An 18,477-nucleotide genomic window follows, 5' to 3' on the forward strand; every position below is an offset into this window, starting at 1 on the left:
CTCAGTTGGTTAGAGCAACCGGCTCATAACCGGTAGGTCCGGGGTTCGAGTCCCTGAAGGTCCACCATTATGGGGGTATAGCTCAGTTGGGAGAGCACCTGCCTTGCACGCAGGGGGTCAAGAGTTCGAATCTCTTTATCTCCACCATTATTAAAAGCTATGAATTAATTCATAGCTTTTTTTGTTATAATTAAAAATATATATTAAATATTTATTATATAGTAGGAGAAAATAATAAAATGATATATAGAATAAAACAATTTTTTTGGGGAATAACATCCTTTTTTTATAAAGATGATGTTATCTTTTTAGATAAATATCTTACTGAATTAGAGAAGAAACTATTTATGAAAATGAGAAAATCTGATAGAGCTCATTCATTTAGAGTATGCAAAGAAGCTATAGAAAGTATTAATAATTATAAAAATATAGAATCTATAGAAGAAAAAAAGATGGCTAAATGTGCATTATTACATGATATAGGAAAAGTAAGTTGTTCACTAAATACTATAGAAAAAGCTTTGGTAATTATTATAAATAAGCTTACGGTAGGAAGATTTCTAAAGTATAATAAAAGTAAGAGAATAAATAATTATTATAATCATCCTGTTTTGGGAAAAGAAATGTTAGAAGAAATTGGTGTTTATGATAGTGATATTTTATACTGTATAGAAAATCATCACAATACAACCATTAATAGGATGGATGAAGACAACTTATATTTGAAAGTATTAATAATATGTGATGATCAGAATTAAGTAAAATTTTTATATTAGGAGGTTTAAAGTTATGAATTCTCTTGAAAGAAGAAAAGATATACTTAAGTCCTTAGTAGATAGTGATGTCCCATTAAAAGGAATTAAAATTGCCCAAAGATATGGAGTTACTAGACAAATAATAGTAAAAGATATAGCTATACTTAGAGCTAATGGAAAAAATATAATAGCTACTCCAGATGGATATATAATTAATAGAGAAATAAATAAAATAAGAAGAATTATAGCTGTAAGTCATAATGAAGGAGATTTAATCCGTGAGATGGGTATAGTAATAAAATATGGTGGAACTATAGAAGATGTTATTATAGAACATCCTTTATATGGAGAAATTAGAGCAATGTTAATGATTAAAAATTATAATGATTTAGAGAAGTTTTCAAAAAAATATAAAGGTCAGGAAGCAAAGTTATTATCAGTTTTAACTAATGGTGTTCACCTTCATACTATATCAGCAGACAATGAGGAGAATATAAATTTAATTATAAATGAATTGAAGGAGAATACATTTATAATATCAGATTAGGAGGCAATGTATAACTATGGATTATGATATATTAATCTTAGGTGGAGGTATAATAGGATGTGCTGTAGCCTATGAATTATCAAAGTATAACCTGAATATAGCATTAATAGAAAAAGACTATGATGTAGCAGATGATATCTCTTTTATAAATACAGCTGTTATATATGATGGATCAGAAACTTCTGATGATGTTATGGCTAAATTGGAGAATATAGGGAGAAATCTAATAGAAAAAGCATGTGAAAAGTTTAATGTACCATATAAAAAAACAGGAGCATTAAGAATAGCATCAAATAATAATCAAAAAAATAAATTAGATATTATGTATAATATAGCAAAAGAACGTAGAATAGATGGAGTACACATAATAGAAAATGATGAGATGGCAATACATGAAATTGAACCTAATCTAAATATAAAGATTGATAAGGCATTATATTCAGAAAATATTGCTGTAATTTCACCATATGACTTAGCAATATCTTATGCAGAAGTTGCTGCAGATAATGGTGTTAATTTTAGGTTAGAGGAGCTAGTAATAGATATTAAAAACATCTCTAATGGATTTAAAGTAACTACAAATAAGAATAAATTTAGCTGTAAAGTAGTTATTAATACAATAACTAATGAGGTTACAGAAGATAAACCACAATGTAATTATAAGAATATGAATTACATACTGTTTGAAAATAAGATGGAGAATAAATTAAATACTATACTTATAGATGATATAGATGATTCAACATTTATAATAAATAATCCAATAATATCAGAAGGAAACTTAATAGGAATAAAAAGTAACCACATGCTTACATTAGAAGAGGGAATAGATATGGCAAAGAATATTTTTCCTCAGGGAAAAAAGGAATTTGTAAGCAATATATTCAATGAAGTATGTGATAAAGATATAATTATAATAGATGATAATAATTTAGATAAGGGATATATAAAAGTTACAGGGACTCATTATGGAAAAATTACTATGGCACCTGCTATTGCTATGATGATAAAGGATAAATTAAAGGATAGTTTAAATGTAACTAGAAAAAAAGATTATGTAGATAAAAGAAGAGATGTATATAGATTTAATGAAATGTCAAAAGAAGAAAGAAATGAAATAATTTCCTTAGATAAAAGATATGGTAATATAGTTTGTGCTTGCAATAATATATCAGAAGGAGAAATAGTTGATTGTATTAGAAGACCATTAGGGGCACGTACAGTAGAAGGAGTAAAGAGACGTACAGGTGTAGGTCTTGGGAATTGTAATGGGTCTTATTGTAATATTAAAATAATAAAAATATTAGCTAGAGAAATGAATAAAAATATTCTAGATATAGTAGAAGATTCTAAAGACTCTAACATATTATCTACTAGAATTAAGGAATTTAGAGAGATGTAATATATTTAAGGAGAATTAATTTATGAGCAGTAAAGATATCTTTACAAGTTTGGTTAGAATAAAAGGCGATGAACGTAATAAAGTAGTTTCTGTAAGAAGTAATAAGCCAATAGAAAAAGAATTATGGAGAGAATTTTCTAAGGTGCTTAGTAGAATATATGTTAGTAGTCCTGTTAATATAGGTGATATTATATGTAAAAATATAATGAATACAGGTATAGACATTATAAGTACTAAAAAAATTAGTGATAATGATTAAAAGAAAGATTTAATATGTTGACAAATATAAGTATTTTGTAATATATTTAATACAAGTTAATATGAAAACCTTAGATAAGGCTAGTAATGATATTATGATTTTTAGAGAGTCAGTGGTTGGTGTAAACTGATATTCAGGTATTATGAATCCACCTTTGAGGGACTGTGAATTAAGCAGTACGGTAATAATATCGTTAAATTTTTAGAGTGAATAACATTTATATGTTATTAATTAGGGTGGCAACGCGGAGTCTTTCGTCCCTTTTATTAGGGGGAGAAGGATTCTTTTTTTATATAAAAAATTTTTTAGGAGGAAAATATAATGTTAGATTTAAAAAGAATTAGAAATAATCCAGAGGAAATTAAAAATCTTTTATCAAACAGAGGAGAAGATTTTGATGTTTCAGTTATTGATGAAATAATAACATTAGATGAAGAAAGAAGAAAGATATTAGTAGAAGTTGAAACTTTAAAAGGAAAGAGAAATCAAGTTTCAGCAGAAATTCCAAAACTTAAAAAAGCTGGTGAAGATGTTACTGAAATAATGAAGGAAATGAGAGAATTAGGGGATGACATTAAAAAATTCGATGTAAGAGTAAATGAAATAGATGATAGAATAAAATACATAATGCTAAGAATCCCTAATATTCCAAATCCAGAAGTTCCAGATGGAGAAACTGATGAAGATAATGTTGAAATTAAAAGATGGGGTGAGCCTACTAAATTTACATTTGAAGCTAAAGCACATTGGGATTTAGGAAAAGATCTAGATATTTTAGATTTTGAAAGAGGTGGAAAGGTAGCAGGTTCTAGATTTACTGTATATAAGGGATTAGGTGCTAGATTAGAAAGATCAATAATTAACTATTTCTTAGATAAGCATACAGTAGAAAATGGATATACTGAAATATTACCTCCTTATATGGTTAATAGAGAAAGCATGGTAGGAACTGGACAATTACCTAAATTTGAAGAGGATGCTTTTAAGGTTGAGAATAATGGATATTTCTTAATACCAACAGCAGAAGTACCAGTAACTAATATGTATAGAGATGAAGTATTAAATGGTAATGACTTACCAATAAAACATGCAGCATACTCAGCCTGTTTTAGAGCTGAAGCTGGATCAGCAGGAAGAGATACAAGAGGTCTTGTTAGACAACATCAATTTAATAAAGTTGAATTAGTTAAGTTCTGTAAACCAGAAAATTCTTATGATGAATTAAATAAATTAGTAGCAGATGCAGAATCTGTTTTACAAGGTTTAGGATTACCTTATAGAATAGTTAGAATATGTAAAGGTGATTTAGGTTTCACAGCAGCTTTAAAGTATGATATAGAAGTTTGGATGCCTAGTTATAATAGATATGTAGAAATTTCAAGTTGTTCTAATTTTGAAGATTTCCAAGCTAGAAGAGCAAACATTAAATATAGAGAAACACCAAAAGATAAACCTCAATTTGTCCATACATTAAATGGATCAGGAGTAGCTATAGGAAGAACAGTAGCAGCAGTATTAGAAAATTATCAAAAAGAAGATGGAAGTGTGGAAATTCCAGAAGCAATAAAGAGATTTATGGCTGTAGATTTTATTAAATAATATATTAAAGATGTATTAGACTATAAGAAGAATTATAGTTTAATACATCTATTTTAATTTATAGATATGTTATAAATTTAAAAGTATAACAAAAGAATACACAGATTTTTGGTTTATTGGACAATTCTTATTGCAACATAATATATAATATTTATAAAAAATTAAAAAAGTTTTTAAATTTAGTTGACAATATAAAATTAAGTTGATATAATAACTCATGTAGTCACGGAGAGATGGTCGAGTTGGTTTAAGGCACCGGTCTTGAAAACCGGCGTGCGTGTGAGCGTACCTAGGGTTCGAATCCCTATCTCTCCGCCATTTTTTTTTATAAAAAATTATTTAGAAGGCACATGGAGAATTACTCAAGTGGCTGAAGAGGCGCCCCTGCTAAGGGCGTAGGTCGGGCAACTGGCGCCCGGGTTCAAATCCCGGATTCTCCGCCAAAGCATCTAACGATATGTTAGATGCTTTTTATTTTTAAGGGAATTATAGAGATTTAAATTGTTATGTAATTTATAATGCAATTTGGAATACACATGATCTAAAATCAAAAACAAAATATATTTATTTTTAGATTATATATAAATATTTTATTAAGTTAAGACATATATAATTTTTTATAGAAAATTATATAGTTAATTAATAATATCTAGTTAGATGCATATATATAATAATTTTTTTTCTATAAGTTCATGACTATACTGATGAATTATAACCTTTATAAATATTCCAAGATTTATATTAATGAACATATTTTATTTAAACTTATATATATTTAAAAAATATGGATATTAAGAATTAATGAATCTAAAAGGTATATAAAATATTTTCTATTCATTATACATATGTTGCAATATGATTTCTACAATCAAATTTTTAATTTGGAATTATCTTTAACAAGATAATTTAAACAAATGTAGATTTTAAATTGCAAGATATATAAATAATAAAAATATACAGCAATTAATTATAAAATTATGTTGACACTTTCCAATTTGATTGATATAATAATTTCTGTAAGTTATGGAGAGATGGTCGAGTTGGTTTAAGGCACCGGTCTTGAAAACCGGCGTGCGTGTGAGCGTACCTAGGGTTCGAATCCCTATCTCTCCGCCATTTTAAATTTATATGTAAGGCACATGGAGAATTACTCAAGTGGCTGAAGAGGCGCCCCTGCTAAGGGCGTAGGTCGGGCAACTGGCGCCCGGGTTCAAATCCCGGATTCTCCGCCAAAACATCTAACAATATGTTAGGTGTTTTTTTTTACAAAAATTTATTAATTACAAATATTGTATTAAATTGATAAATAGTATAATAGTATGATAGATTAATTTTTATAGGAGATATTGTGCTGAAAGGTAATAAGATATACTTAAAGCTAATAGAAATTAAAGATTTAAGACGATTATATGATTTATGTAATGATAAAGAAGTAAGGAAATATAACAATCAATCAACCAATATAGAAAAAAATACAGATTTAATAAAGGATATAAATGATAGATATTTTAATAGAAAAAAAGTATTAAGTATAATTAATGAAAAAAATGTTTTGGTTGGATTCTTAACTTATAGTGAAAAAATTGACTCTAAAGGTACTTATTTAATAGGAGTTACTATTGGAAGGAAGTTTTGGAATCGGGGATACGGAAAAGATTCTATAAATACATTATTAAAGTATTTATTTGATGAATTAAAAGTTAAGAGAGTAGAATTAAAAGTTGTATCAGGGAATTTAAGAGCAATCAGCTGTTATAAACGATGTGGTTTCATAGAGAAAGAAAGAAAACCAAATAAATATTATATAGATGGAAAATATATGGATATAATAATAATGGAAATTACAAAAAAGATGTAGTTGTATAATATTATTAAAATATAAGATTAATAGGAGTCATTATGGGAATAAGATTTATTTACGGAAGAGCAGGAAGTGGGAAAAGTCAATTTTGTATAAATTCAATAAAAAGTTTAATAGAAAGTGGAAAATCAAATAATGCTGTCTTAATAGTTCCAGAACAATATACATTTACTACAGAAAATAAAATATTAAAACAAATAGGAGAAAGGGCACTTTTAACAACACAAGTTTTAAGTTTTAAAACTATGTGCCAAAAAGTATTTGAAGAATGTGGGGGTAGGGTTAAACAGATAATTAAGGATACTGGTAAGCATATGTTAATTGACAAAGTTCTAAATGATAAATTTAGTGAGTTAAACTATTTTAAAAAGATGTCTAAGGAACAGGGCTTTAATAACATAATTTCTAAAGTAATTACTGAATTTAAAAAATATAATGTAGATATTGATAGTTTAACATCTTTAGAGAATAAACTAGATGATAATGAATTAATTGAAAAAATAAAAGAACTAGCATTAATATATGAGGAATTTAATTTTAAAATGCATAAATCATATATAGATACGGATGATGAATTATATTTTTTAAGTAAAAAATTATTAAAACATAATGTATTTTCAGGAAGTGAAATTTGGATAGATGAATTTACAACTTTTACACCACAACAATTAGAAATAATAAAAATATTATCAAAAACTTCAAAAGTTAATATAACACTTTGTATGGATAAAGTGGAATGTACTATTAATGATGATATCACTAATGTATTTAATTGTATAGAAAGCACAGAAAATAAGATTTTATTATTAATGGAAGAAAATAATATAGAGTATTTGCCACCTATTAATTTAAATGATAGAGAACCATATAGATTTAGAAATAGTAATGAATTAAGACACATAGAAAAATATTATATTGCTTATCCTTTTAAACCTTACAAAGGAAAAAATAAAGATGTAAAACTTTATAAAGCTAATAATATTTATGATGAAGTTGAAAAAATAGCTCAAGATATAACAAGGCTAGTAAGAGATAAGAATTATAGATTCAAAGATATATCTGTTGTTTGTAGAAATATTGATGATTACAATAAAATAATATCTGTTATTTTTAGTAATTATAATATACCAGTTTTTATGGATAAAAAAATCAAATTATTAAATAATCCATTAATAATTTTGATAAGCTCTGCTTTTGAAGTATTAATAAAAAACTGGTCATATGAAAGTGTATTTAAGTATTTAAAGAGTGGATTAGCAGGAATTAATAATTATGACATTGATAGATTAGAAAATTTTGTTTTAGAACATGGAATAAAGGGATATAAATGGAATATAGAAGAAATAAATAAGTTTAGAGAAGTAAGTAAGCAAAATGATATGACAGAAGAAGATTTATCTATTTTTGATGTAATGGAACAAGTTAAAAATTCCATTACATCATTTCATAAAAGTATATCTGGTAAAAATAGAGTAATAGATATATGTAAGGCTTTATATGAGTTTTTAGTTGATATAAAAGTCTTTGAAAAAATTAATACTCTAATAAAAGAATTTGAAGAATTAGGATTAGAGGATAAAGTCAAAGAATATAGTCAAGTACAGTCTATAGTTATTGATATATTAGATCAAGCGGTAGATGTTATAGGTTTTGAAGAAATGGAGCCTTTTGAATTCTTTAAGGTATTAAACTCAGGCTTTGAAAATGAAGAGATAGGTGTTATACCAGTTGCCTTAGATCAAGTTAATGTTGGAGATATTGCTAGAATAAAAGGAAGAGATGTAAAAGCATTATATATAGTTGGTATTAATGATGGTGTTTTACCAAGTGCCCATAAAGAAGAAGGGGTATTATCAGATAATGATAGATTAAAATTAAAAGAACTTGGAATTGTTTTGGCATCAGATACTAGAACTAAAGCATTCGAAGAGCAGTTTTTAGTATATACTGCATTAACAATAGCTAGTAATTATTTAGTTCTATCTTATCCAATGGCTGATTTTGAAGGAAAGTCTTTAAGACCATCAACGGTAATATCAAGAATTAAAAAAATACTACCTAATTTAATTGAAGAAAGTGATTTGTATGATTTAAATAAAAAAAATGATTATTTAAACAAAGTTATTTCTCCAATTCCAACATTTAATGAATTAATACTTGCTTTAAGAAGAGAATTTGAAAATGAAGAAGTAGATGAAGAATATTGGGGAGAAGTATATAGATGGTTCAAGAATAATCCAGAGTTTAAAATAAAGCTAGAAAACACGTTTAAAGGGCTTAATTATACTAATGTAGGTGAAAAAGTACATAGAGATAAATTAAAATTATTATATGAAAACAATGCTGGAAAGTTAGCATTTAGTGTTTCAAGATTAGAAAAATATGCTCAGTGTCCATTTTCATATTTTATTCAATATGGTCTTAAAGCTAAAAATCGTAAGATATATGAATTTGCGCCTCCGGATTTAGGCTCATTTGTACATGATATTTTAGATTTGTTTACAGAGAAAGTTAAGAATGAAAAGATATCTTGGTCTGAATTAGATAATCAAAAATGCAAGAATATTGTATCACAATTAATTGATAATAAATTAAAAGAAGAAACAGGATCTATATTAAATAGTAGTAACAAATATAAATATTTTTCTAACAGATTTAAAAGAGTTATATCTAAATCTGTATCTGTTATATCGGAACAAATGAGAAGAGGAAAATTTGAAGTATTTAATAATGAATTTTCTTTTGGTAGTTATAAAGATGGAGAAGCTATAGTATTAAATCTACCATCAAATGAAAAAGTATATTTGAATGGAAGAATAGATAGAATAGATACTTTAGATTTAGAGGGTAATACATATTTAAGGATTGTAGATTATAAAACAGGGAATAAACAATTTGATTTAGTCGAACTTTATTATGGACTTCAAATGCAATTACTTGTTTATTTAGATGCTTTAATTAGAAATTCACAATATATACTTCATAAACAAGCTTTACCTGGTGCTATATTATATTTTAGAGTAGATGATCCAATAATTAAGAGTAGTAAAGAAATGAATGAAGAAGAGATAGAAAAAGAAGTATTAAGCAATTTAAAAATGAACGGGTTAATTTTAAAAGATGCCAGAGTTGTTAAGGCTATGGATAATAAAATTGAATCAGAAGGTTATTCTTTAATTATTCCAGCAGCTTTAAAGAAGGATGGAGATTTTAAAGCTAATAGTGATGTTGTTACTGAAGAACAATTTAATATGCTTAGAGAATATGTAAATAAGAAAATGGTTGACTTATGTGAAGATATGTTATGTGGCGATATAAAAATTGAACCAACTAAAAATTCAGATAAAACTCATTGTGATTTTTGTGATTTTTCTTCTATATGTCAATTTGATAGTAGTATAAAAGACAACAAATATAAAATTATAATGAAAAAATCTAAGGATGAGATTTGGAATAATATAAAATCTGATTTAGATGTAGATAATGAAGTAAATTAGCTATTTGAATAGGAGTAGAATATTATGGGAGATACTAAATGGACAAATGAGCAGCTAAATGCTATTACAACAAGGGAATGCAATTTATTAGTTGCAGCAGCAGCAGGATCAGGAAAGACTGCTGTTTTAGTAGAAAGAATTATAAGAATAATTACTAATGAAGATAATCCAATAGATATTGATAGACTTCTAGTTGTTACATTTACAAGTGCAGCAGCAGCAGAGATGAGAGAAAGAATAGCTAATGCAATATCAAAAAAACTAGATGAAAATCCAGCTTCTAAAAACCTCCAAAAACAGTTAACTCTATTAAATAGAGCTAATATTACAACTATGCATTCTTTCTGTCTAGATGTAATTAAAAATAACTTTCATAAAATAGATTTAGATCCATCTTTTAGAATATCTGATCAAACAGAAGGAATTCTTTTAAAAATGGAAGTTATAGAGGAGTTATTTGATGATAAATATGATGAGGATAATGAGAAATTTATAAAATTTCTTGAGGCTTTTGGTAATTATAAGAGTGATGAATCATTAAAGGAGCTAGTTTTAAAATTATATGGTTTTACAATGTCTGGACCTTGGCCGAAGGAATGGTTAGAAAAATCTTCAGAATCTTTTAATATAAATACTTTAGATGAACTAGATAAAACGCCTTGGGTAAATGTATTAAAGCAAAGTATAAAGATTGAACTAGAAAGTTATATAAAGATGGTGGATAAGGCAATAAATATAATTAATGATACAGAAGGATTAGAACCGTATTTAGAAGGGTTTAGCAGTGAATTAGAATCTATAGAGTATGCTTATGATAACATAGACTCTAATTTAGAGAATTTATATGATTCGTTATATAAAATAAAGTTTAATAGATTAAAAACAATAAAGAAAAATACTGTAAGTGATGAAAATGCACAAGCGTTAGTTAAACAAATTAGAGAGCATGTAAAAAAGAAAATAAATTCTTTATTAGAAAGTACATTTTCAACAAACCCTAGTGAGATGTTAAAAAATATTAAATTATCTTATCCTTATGTAAAAGAGTTAACAGTACTTGTATCTGAATTTATAGATAGATTTAGTGCAAAGAAAAAAGAAAAAAATATATTGGATTTTAATGATTTAGAACATTTATGTTTAAAGATATTAACAGATAGAGATGAAGATAATAACATAATTCCATCTAGTATAGCAGAAAAATTTAAAGAATATTTTGAAGAGGTATTAGTTGATGAATATCAAGATTCTAATAATGTACAAGAAGCAATAATAGAATTAGTATCTAGAAAGAATTCTAATAATCCTAATGTATTTATGGTTGGTGATGTAAAACAAAGTATATATAGATTTAGACAGGCTAAACCAGAACTTTTTATTGATAAATATAATACTTACTCATTAGACGAGGGAAAAAATAGAAAGATACAATTATATAAGAATTTTAGAAGTAGAGAAGGCATTATAAATGGAGTAAATTATATATTCAAAGAAGTTATGTCTAAAAATGTAGGAGAATTAGAATATACGGATGATGAATCATTAAATTTAGGTGCAAATTACCCTTTAAAAGACAATGAAGAAGATATAGTTGGCGGATCTATAGAAGTTAATATATTAAATAAAAAAGATAGTGAATCATTAGGAGAAACAGATCAAGATGATGTAGATGAAGAGGAAATAGGTGATATTAATTTTGAAGCAAGAATCATTGTAAATAGAATTAATGAATTAATGTCTAAAAATAATGATAATAAATTTAAAGTTTTAGATAGTGAAACAGGAAAATATAGGAATTTAAAGTATAAGGATATAGTAATTTTATTGAGAGCAACAAAAAATTGGTCTGAAGTATTATTAGATGAACTTGGTTTAGCAGGAATTCCAGTATATGCAGATACTGGATCAGGATATTTTGAATCAATAGAAATTAGAACAATTATGTCTTTATTAAAAGTAATTGATAATCCTATGCAAGATGTACCAATGTTAGCATTTCTAAATTCACCTATTATAGGTCTTACAGCAGAAGAATTAAGTGATATAAGGCTTATAGATAAGGATCGATATTATTACGAAAATATAAATAAGATTATTCAAGAAGAGTTATTATCAAAAGAAATAAGAGATAAATGCGAATATATAATTAGAAGTATTGATAAGTGGAGAAAAAAATCAATATATATGCCTATTGATGAATTTATTTGGTATTTATATATGGATACTGCATATTATGGATATGTTGGAGCAATGCCAAACGGAGTTTTAAGGCAAGCAAATTTAAAAATACTTTTCCAAAGAGCAAAGCAATTTGGTGAAACTAGTTTTAAAGGGCTATTTAATTTTATAAACTTTATAAATAAACTTACTAAATCATCAGGGGATATGGGAAGTGCCAAAATATTAGGAGAAAATGAAGATGTAGTACGAATTATGAGTATACATAAAAGTAAGGGATTAGAATTTCCAGTAGTATTTTTGGCGGGTACAGGAAAGAATTTCAACCTAATGGATTTAAATAATAAAATTTTATATCATGATGAATTAGGAATAGGACCGGATTTTATAGATTTAGAAAAAAGGATTAGCATGACTACATTACCAAAGGAAGCGATAAAAAAGAGTATTAGATTAGAAACGTTATCTGAGGAAATGAGGATATTATATGTTGCATTCACTAGAGCAAAGGAAAAATTAATTATAACAGGTGCAGTAAGAGATATTGAGAAGTCTATAGAAAAGTGGTTTAATGCAGCCATATTGGATAATAAACTTATATTATCTAGTGAAGTTTTGAAAGGTAAGTCATATATAGATTGGATTGGAATGGCTTTATCTCAACATAAAGATGGGAGTGTATTGAGGGAAACTTTAGGGTATTCAAATGAAATATGTAAGAATGATTTGTCTAATTGGAGTATTAATATATGGAACAAAGAAACTTTAAAATCTGGAAATATATTAGATGAGATAGTTGATGATAACAATAATAAAGTATCAATATTAGATAAGAATGTAGATAAGAATATGGAGTATGAGATTAATAGAAGATTAGGATATGAATATATTTTTAAAGAATCAACAAAACTTAAAAGTAATATATCTGTATCTGACTTAAAAAAAAGAAATGCTGAAGAGAATAATGAAACTATTAATTTATATGAAGATTCAAGCGAAATTATTACTCCTAAATTCCTTCAAGAAGAAAAAGGACTGTCAGCAGCTGAAAGAGGTACAGCGGTACATTTTGTAATGAAGAAAATAGATTTTGATAAAGTTAATTCATTAGAAGAAATTAAAGAGCAATTAAAAAATCTATATGAAGAAGAATTTATCTTAAAAGAAGAGCTTAATGCTATTAATCCGTATAAAATATTAAACTTTTTCAGAAGCGGGTTAGGTAAGAGATTGATAAAAGTTCATAAGCTTGGAGGCATGATATATAGAGAAATTCCATTTTATACAGAAATAAGTAGTCTAGAACTAGATAATACATTATCTAAAGAATATAATAATGAAAAAATAAGACTACAAGGTATTATAGATTGTTTTTTTGAAGAAAATAATGAATTAATACTTTTAGATTATAAAACAGATTATATAGAAAAAAATAATGAATTTGATTTAATTGAAAAATATAAAAAACAATTAATATATTATAGTAATTCAATATTTAAGATGACAGGAAGAAAAGTTAAACAAAGTTATTTATATTCATTCTTCTTAGATAAGGAAATAGAAATAATATAAATAAATAAAGGGCTTTACTAAAACGTAAAGCCCTTTATTATATAGTGTTATTTAATTATAACAGAAGTTTCTTTTGGAATATTGTCGTAAATCCATCTAGCATCATTTAATGAAAGCCTTATACAACCATGTGATGAACGTTTATTTAAAGTATTATCTAATACTGTTGTTCGGTCTTCTGCGAATGGGACTGAATGGAATAATATATTTCCATTTATTTGAGTCCAGTATTTCCCGCCTTGTTTATATTTATCAGAGAAGAACCAATCCCCTTTTTCTTTAATAGAGAAGGAACCAGTAGGGGTATTTTCACCATCTATACCAGTAGAGCATGGGAATGTTCTATCTAGAACCCAACTATTAGAATTACCTTTATAAATATATGTTTTTTGATCTTTGATACTAATGTTTATTAGATAAGGAGTATCACTTTTTAAATTTAGAGTATTAATATTTTGAGTTGATATGTTGCTTATAAAAGATTGAGAAACTGCTGGAGCAACTTTTGAATCTTTATCAAGATATTCTTGTTGTTTAACTTTAATTTCAGCTATTTTTCTTTTAATCTCACTATCATCATTGAATAAATAAGCATTATCATATAATTGGTTTAATGCCTGCTTATAGTAATTACTATCACATAATTCATCACATTTATTAAATAAATCATCTTTAAGTTTATTTTTACATTCTCTTAAATATGTTAATGAATCTCCATAATCTGGACTAAGTGAAGAAATATTGTTGAAACAAATCATTGCTTCAGAATATTGATTATTATTAAGAAGATTAATTCCATTAGAATATTTATTAATTGAATCTTCAAGAAATGGAACTGAATCAATAAAAGATGATATTTCATTTTTATTAAATCCATATCTATTGATTTCATTAACTTTTAATAAAATCTCTTCTATAGTTAAGCTTCTATTATCTAAATCTTGTTTTAAATTATCAATATTATTAACAAAGTAATTAGATAAATCTTTTTTTAACATTAAAGCCTTAAATGGGTTGAATTCTTCCTTTGTTAATAATAAATTATTTGCTTGTGAAAATTTATTATCATTAAAAGTTGTTTTAAAGTTATTAAAAAATTTATTGTATCTATAGGCTTCAAAAAATATATATGAACTAATCAGTAGAAATAGTAATAAAATATATATAATTATTTTATTAAGTTTTTTATTAAAGTGAATAAATCTATTAATTATCAAAATATACCTCCTATTTATTGTAAAATTAAAATAATGCAATTAAAAATTATATTTCAATAACATAAATAATAGTTTTATATTATATTATTACCATAAAGTTCTAAATATAAACATCTATGTTTAATGCATATTCAATATATGTTAAGATATTTAATATAGTATACTTAAATGTATAAGATAAAACTATGATTGGAGGATCTAATGAAAGGAAAAACTAAATTTTTAGAAAAATTTATTAATTCTATTTATAATATAAAAGAATTTTCTAAATATGTAACAGAGGGATTAGGTAAAGCAATACTATATGTATTTTTAATGTCATTAATTTTTGGAACTTTGAAGGGGATATCAATAGGTTATGAAATTAATAAGCAAGCAAATGGTATAAATGAAAAATTGCAAGATGAAGAAAATGGATTTATTATAGAAAATGGAATATTAAATACCAAAAACTCTCCATTAAAATTTGAGGAAAATTCAAGTTTAATATATATAGATTCAAGTATAGAATTAGACAAATCTAGTGAATTAAGAAATTTAACAGTTAATAATGACATTAATGTATTATTTTTGAAAGATGGGGTATCATTAAAAACTCCTTTTGAAAATAAGGTAGTTTATTATAAAGAAGCTTTTGGAAATGATAAGATTGATAATAATGAAATAATATCACAAATGTCAATAATAACAAAAGTTTTAATAGGTATTTCGTTTATTTATGCAATAGGTATGTGCTTCATAAATGTATTAATAAATTGTATTTTTGTAACTATATTTGCAGGACTTGCATTAATATTTATGAAATTAACAATAAAGTATAAAGTGTTGTATTCATTAAGTTTATATGCATGTACATTACCACTTATATTTAAAACTATTTTAGAGATAATATTCCCTAATATTTATTTAGATACTATGTTTATAGTAGGGACTTTAGTATATGTTATTTTTATATTAAGATATATAAAATTTGAAATAATAAGTAAAATTAAATCATCTAAATGAATTAAAAGATAAATATAAAAAAAGAGCTATCCGAATTTAGATAGCTCTTTTTTTATAAATACAAATAAATTATTTTATAAACTAAGCTGATAATTTATTTTCATTTTCAATTCTTTTTAATGAAGATTGTTTTTTAAATTTATTTTTAACAAAGTAATCAATAATTAACGCTAAAGCACCATCACCAGTTATGTTAGTGGCTGTACCAAAACTATCTTGAGCAGCATGAAGTGCAATCATTATTGGTTTTTCCAAACCACCAAATCCAAGCATTGATTCAAGTAATCCAAGTGCTGCCATAACTCCACCCCCAGGTACACCAGGTGCTGCTACCATAGTAACACCAAGCATTAATATAAATGGCATCATCATAGTGAATGTTGGTACTTGACCTTTCATAAGCATAACCCCAATTGAAGTTAATACAAGAGTTATAGTATCCCCTGCTAAATGAATAGTTGCACAAAGTGGAACTACTAAGTTTGCTACATCTTCTGATACATTATTCTTTTTAACACAATTTAGAGTAAAAGGAATAGTTGCGGCAGATGATTGAGTTCCCACTGCTGTAAAATAAGCTGGAGCCATATTTTTTAGCAGTTTAAATGGATTCTTATTATTAAGTACTCCTGCAATTGAATATTGACCTATTAAATATAAAAATTGTAATGCAAATAATATAGCATAAACAGTTATGAAAGATTTTATAGTAGTAAATATTTCTCCATTTAGGCTCAACTTAGAAAATATTGCTCCAATATAAATAGGAACAAGTGGAATAAGTATTTTAGAAAGTATCATTGATACTATAGAACTAAATTCTTCAAAAGCTTTTAATAGACTACTATTTTTTATTTTAGAAATTCCAACTCCTAATATAAATGCTAAAACTAATGCAGACATAATATTAAACATTGGTGGTATATCTATAGTAAAATAAGGAGATACATCCATACCTTCATTAGATGCCAATGTAGCATTTGTAATTAGTTTTGGTAATAAAGCTACACCTAAGAAGTAAGCTAAAATCCCAGCAATAATAGTAGATATATATGACAATATAGTTGTGAACATTAATACTTTACCTGAACTTTTACCTAATGATGCTATACCAGGAACTATAAATGCAATAATAATTAATGGAATCACAAATGATAAAAAACTTGAAAATAATGAACTAAAAGTCGCTAATATTTTAATTGGGAACAAAATGTTGGTGTGTTTACAGACCAATCCCAATACTATTCCTAATATAAGAAATAAAAAAATACGTTTAATTAATGAAAAATTTTTCAATTTTAAGTTCCCCCCTTTATAATAATCATGTATTCTTATGAAATACATGTGTAATTCTAACAAGTACAAATATAACATTAAACTACTTATTGGTCAAGTATTCACTATAATTTTACAAAAAATTATAATAAACAAGAAAACGTTGTAATTATTTTCATTCTTGTATTTAATATATTTGAATTTATTAATATTTAAGTGTACGATTAATATGATAGTTAAATAAAAAATTATAAATAAAATGGTTGTTTACATAAATCGCATGTGATAATATATAAATATAAAATAGAATAATTTGGAAAAAATCCAACAAGATAATTTATTTATAAGAAGGGGAATTTGTAAATGGGTATAGTTGATAATTTAATTAGCGATACAACAGAAGAAAATGGAATACCAAGTAAATCTGAACTTGCCAAATTGTCAAAAGAAGAATTAATAAATAAATGTATTGAAATAAGTCGTTATAAAAATTTACAAGAAGATCTCCTTTTAAATGTTTCTCATGATTTAAGATCACCACTAAGTGTAATTTTAAGTGTATTGCAATGTTATGAAAGTGGGTATGTAGATGAAAATAATAAAAGTAAAATGAAACAATATATGAAAAATATAAAGAGAAATAGTTATAAAATGTTAAAGCTTATAAATAATTTAATAGATACAACAAGATTAGAAAAAGATTATTATAAAATAGAAAGAAGAAATTTAGATATAGTTAAATTAATAGAAAATACAATAGCATCAATAGATAGATATGCAAAACAAAAAAATATATCATTAGTATTTGATACTAATGTTGAACAATGCATTATGGCAGTAGATGCTCAAGCATTAGATAGAATAATTATGAATTTAATTTCAAATGCTATAAAATTCTCATTTGAAAATAGTAGTATATATATTAATTTATTAAAGTGTTGTAATGAATTAGTTATATCAGTTAAAGATGAAGGTATAGGAATACCAGAAAAAGATCAAAATAAAATTTTTAATAGATTCATACAATCTACAAGTAAAAAACAATATGAACATTGTGGAAGTGGAATAGGATTATCTTTAGTAGAAAATTTAACTAAAGCACATGGTGGCAGTATAGAATTAAATAGTATAGAGAATCGAGGAAGTGAATTTATAATTAAATTGCCAATAATAAAAGTTTCAGAAAATATAGTAGATAAAAATATTAGTAATTGTAATAAGAATAATGTTCAAATGTTAGAAATAGAATTTTCAGATATTTATTTATAAAACAGTATCAAATACTTAGGTTATTTTGTAAATAACTTAAA

General features: G+C 25.5%; 12 protein-coding genes, 5 tRNA genes and 1 other annotated feature. Of the genes, 15 read left to right on the top strand and 2 right to left on the bottom strand.

Going from position 1 to position 18,477, the window contains the following annotated elements; all coding sequences use genetic code 11:
- The first annotated feature begins 71 nt into the window (after positions 1 to 71).
- From ACYUET_RS13995 to addA, 13 genes are all read left to right on the top strand, one after another.
- Positions 72 to 147, top strand: a tRNA-Ala gene (locus tag ACYUET_RS13995).
- Positions 148 to 239: 92 nt separating this feature from the next.
- On the top strand, positions 240 to 758 hold the full coding sequence (locus ACYUET_RS14000; RefSeq protein WP_460280609.1) for an HDIG domain-containing metalloprotein: 519 nt from the start codon (positions 240 to 242) through the stop codon (positions 756 to 758).
- 31 nt (positions 759 to 789) lie between these two features.
- Positions 790 to 1,302, top strand: coding sequence for a 3H domain-containing protein (locus ACYUET_RS14005; protein WP_460280611.1), 513 nt, complete (start codon positions 790 to 792; stop codon positions 1,300 to 1,302).
- A 16-nt stretch (positions 1,303 to 1,318) separates the two neighbouring features.
- Positions 1,319 to 2,704 (top strand): FAD-dependent oxidoreductase, encoded by a 1,386-nt coding sequence (locus ACYUET_RS14010; RefSeq protein WP_460280613.1) that lies wholly within the window; start codon positions 1,319 to 1,321, stop codon positions 2,702 to 2,704.
- A 22-nt stretch (positions 2,705 to 2,726) separates the two neighbouring features.
- Positions 2,727 to 2,963 (top strand): DUF1667 domain-containing protein, encoded by a 237-nt coding sequence (locus ACYUET_RS14015; RefSeq protein WP_460280615.1) that lies wholly within the window; start codon positions 2,727 to 2,729, stop codon positions 2,961 to 2,963.
- 62 nt (positions 2,964 to 3,025) lie between these two features.
- Positions 3,026 to 3,228: a binding site (T-box leader), on the top strand.
- Positions 3,229 to 3,284: 56 nt separating this feature from the next.
- Positions 3,285 to 4,562 carry a serine--tRNA ligase gene (gene serS / locus ACYUET_RS14020; protein ID WP_460280617.1) on the top strand — a complete coding sequence of 426 codons (1,278 nt, stop codon included), beginning with the start codon at positions 3,285 to 3,287 and terminating at the stop codon, positions 4,560 to 4,562.
- Positions 4,563 to 4,789: 227 nt separating this feature from the next.
- A tRNA-Ser gene (locus tag ACYUET_RS14025) sits at positions 4,790 to 4,880 on the top strand.
- Positions 4,881 to 4,914: 34 nt separating this feature from the next.
- Positions 4,915 to 5,005: transfer RNA gene (locus tag ACYUET_RS14030), tRNA-Ser, on the top strand.
- A gap of 582 nt (positions 5,006 to 5,587) precedes the next feature.
- Positions 5,588 to 5,678: transfer RNA gene (locus ACYUET_RS14035), tRNA-Ser, on the top strand.
- 25 nt (positions 5,679 to 5,703) lie between these two features.
- A tRNA-Ser gene (locus ACYUET_RS14040) sits at positions 5,704 to 5,794 on the top strand.
- A 116-nt stretch (positions 5,795 to 5,910) separates the two neighbouring features.
- Entirely contained in the window at positions 5,911 to 6,420 is a 510-nt protein-coding gene (locus ACYUET_RS14045) for a GNAT family N-acetyltransferase (protein ID WP_460280619.1), read from the top strand.
- A gap of 41 nt (positions 6,421 to 6,461) precedes the next feature.
- Positions 6,462 to 9,920 (top strand): helicase-exonuclease AddAB subunit AddB, encoded by a 3,459-nt coding sequence (gene addB / locus ACYUET_RS14050; RefSeq protein WP_460280621.1) that lies wholly within the window; start codon positions 6,462 to 6,464, stop codon positions 9,918 to 9,920.
- Between the two features lie 24 nt (positions 9,921 to 9,944).
- Positions 9,945 to 13,670 (top strand): helicase-exonuclease AddAB subunit AddA, encoded by a 3,726-nt coding sequence (addA, locus tag ACYUET_RS14055; RefSeq protein WP_460280623.1) that lies wholly within the window; start codon positions 9,945 to 9,947, stop codon positions 13,668 to 13,670.
- A gap of 47 nt (positions 13,671 to 13,717) precedes the next feature.
- Here the strand turns inward: addA and ACYUET_RS14060 are convergent, their stop codons facing one another.
- Complete coding sequence (locus ACYUET_RS14060) at positions 13,718 to 14,887, bottom strand: L,D-transpeptidase (RefSeq protein WP_460280625.1); 1,170 nt, start codon at positions 14,885 to 14,887, stop codon at positions 13,718 to 13,720.
- A 201-nt stretch (positions 14,888 to 15,088) separates the two neighbouring features.
- Here ACYUET_RS14060 and ACYUET_RS14065 point away from each other — a divergent pair, with 201 nt between their 5' ends.
- Complete coding sequence (locus ACYUET_RS14065) at positions 15,089 to 15,892, top strand: DUF1189 domain-containing protein (protein ID WP_460280627.1); 804 nt, start codon at positions 15,089 to 15,091, stop codon at positions 15,890 to 15,892.
- Positions 15,893 to 15,973: 81 nt separating this feature from the next.
- Here ACYUET_RS14065 and ACYUET_RS14070 read toward each other — a convergent pair whose 3' ends face one another.
- On the bottom strand, positions 15,974 to 17,188 hold the full coding sequence (locus ACYUET_RS14070; RefSeq protein ID WP_460280629.1) for a dicarboxylate/amino acid:cation symporter: 1,215 nt from the start codon (positions 17,186 to 17,188) through the stop codon (positions 15,974 to 15,976).
- A gap of 342 nt (positions 17,189 to 17,530) precedes the next feature.
- Here ACYUET_RS14070 and ACYUET_RS14075 point away from each other — a divergent pair, with 342 nt between their 5' ends.
- Positions 17,531 to 18,436, top strand: coding sequence for a sensor histidine kinase (locus tag ACYUET_RS14075; RefSeq protein ID WP_460280631.1), 906 nt, complete (start codon positions 17,531 to 17,533; stop codon positions 18,434 to 18,436).
- Positions 18,437 to 18,477 lie beyond the last annotated feature (41 nt).

The organism is Clostridium sp. CTA-5, from assembly GCF_054768135.1.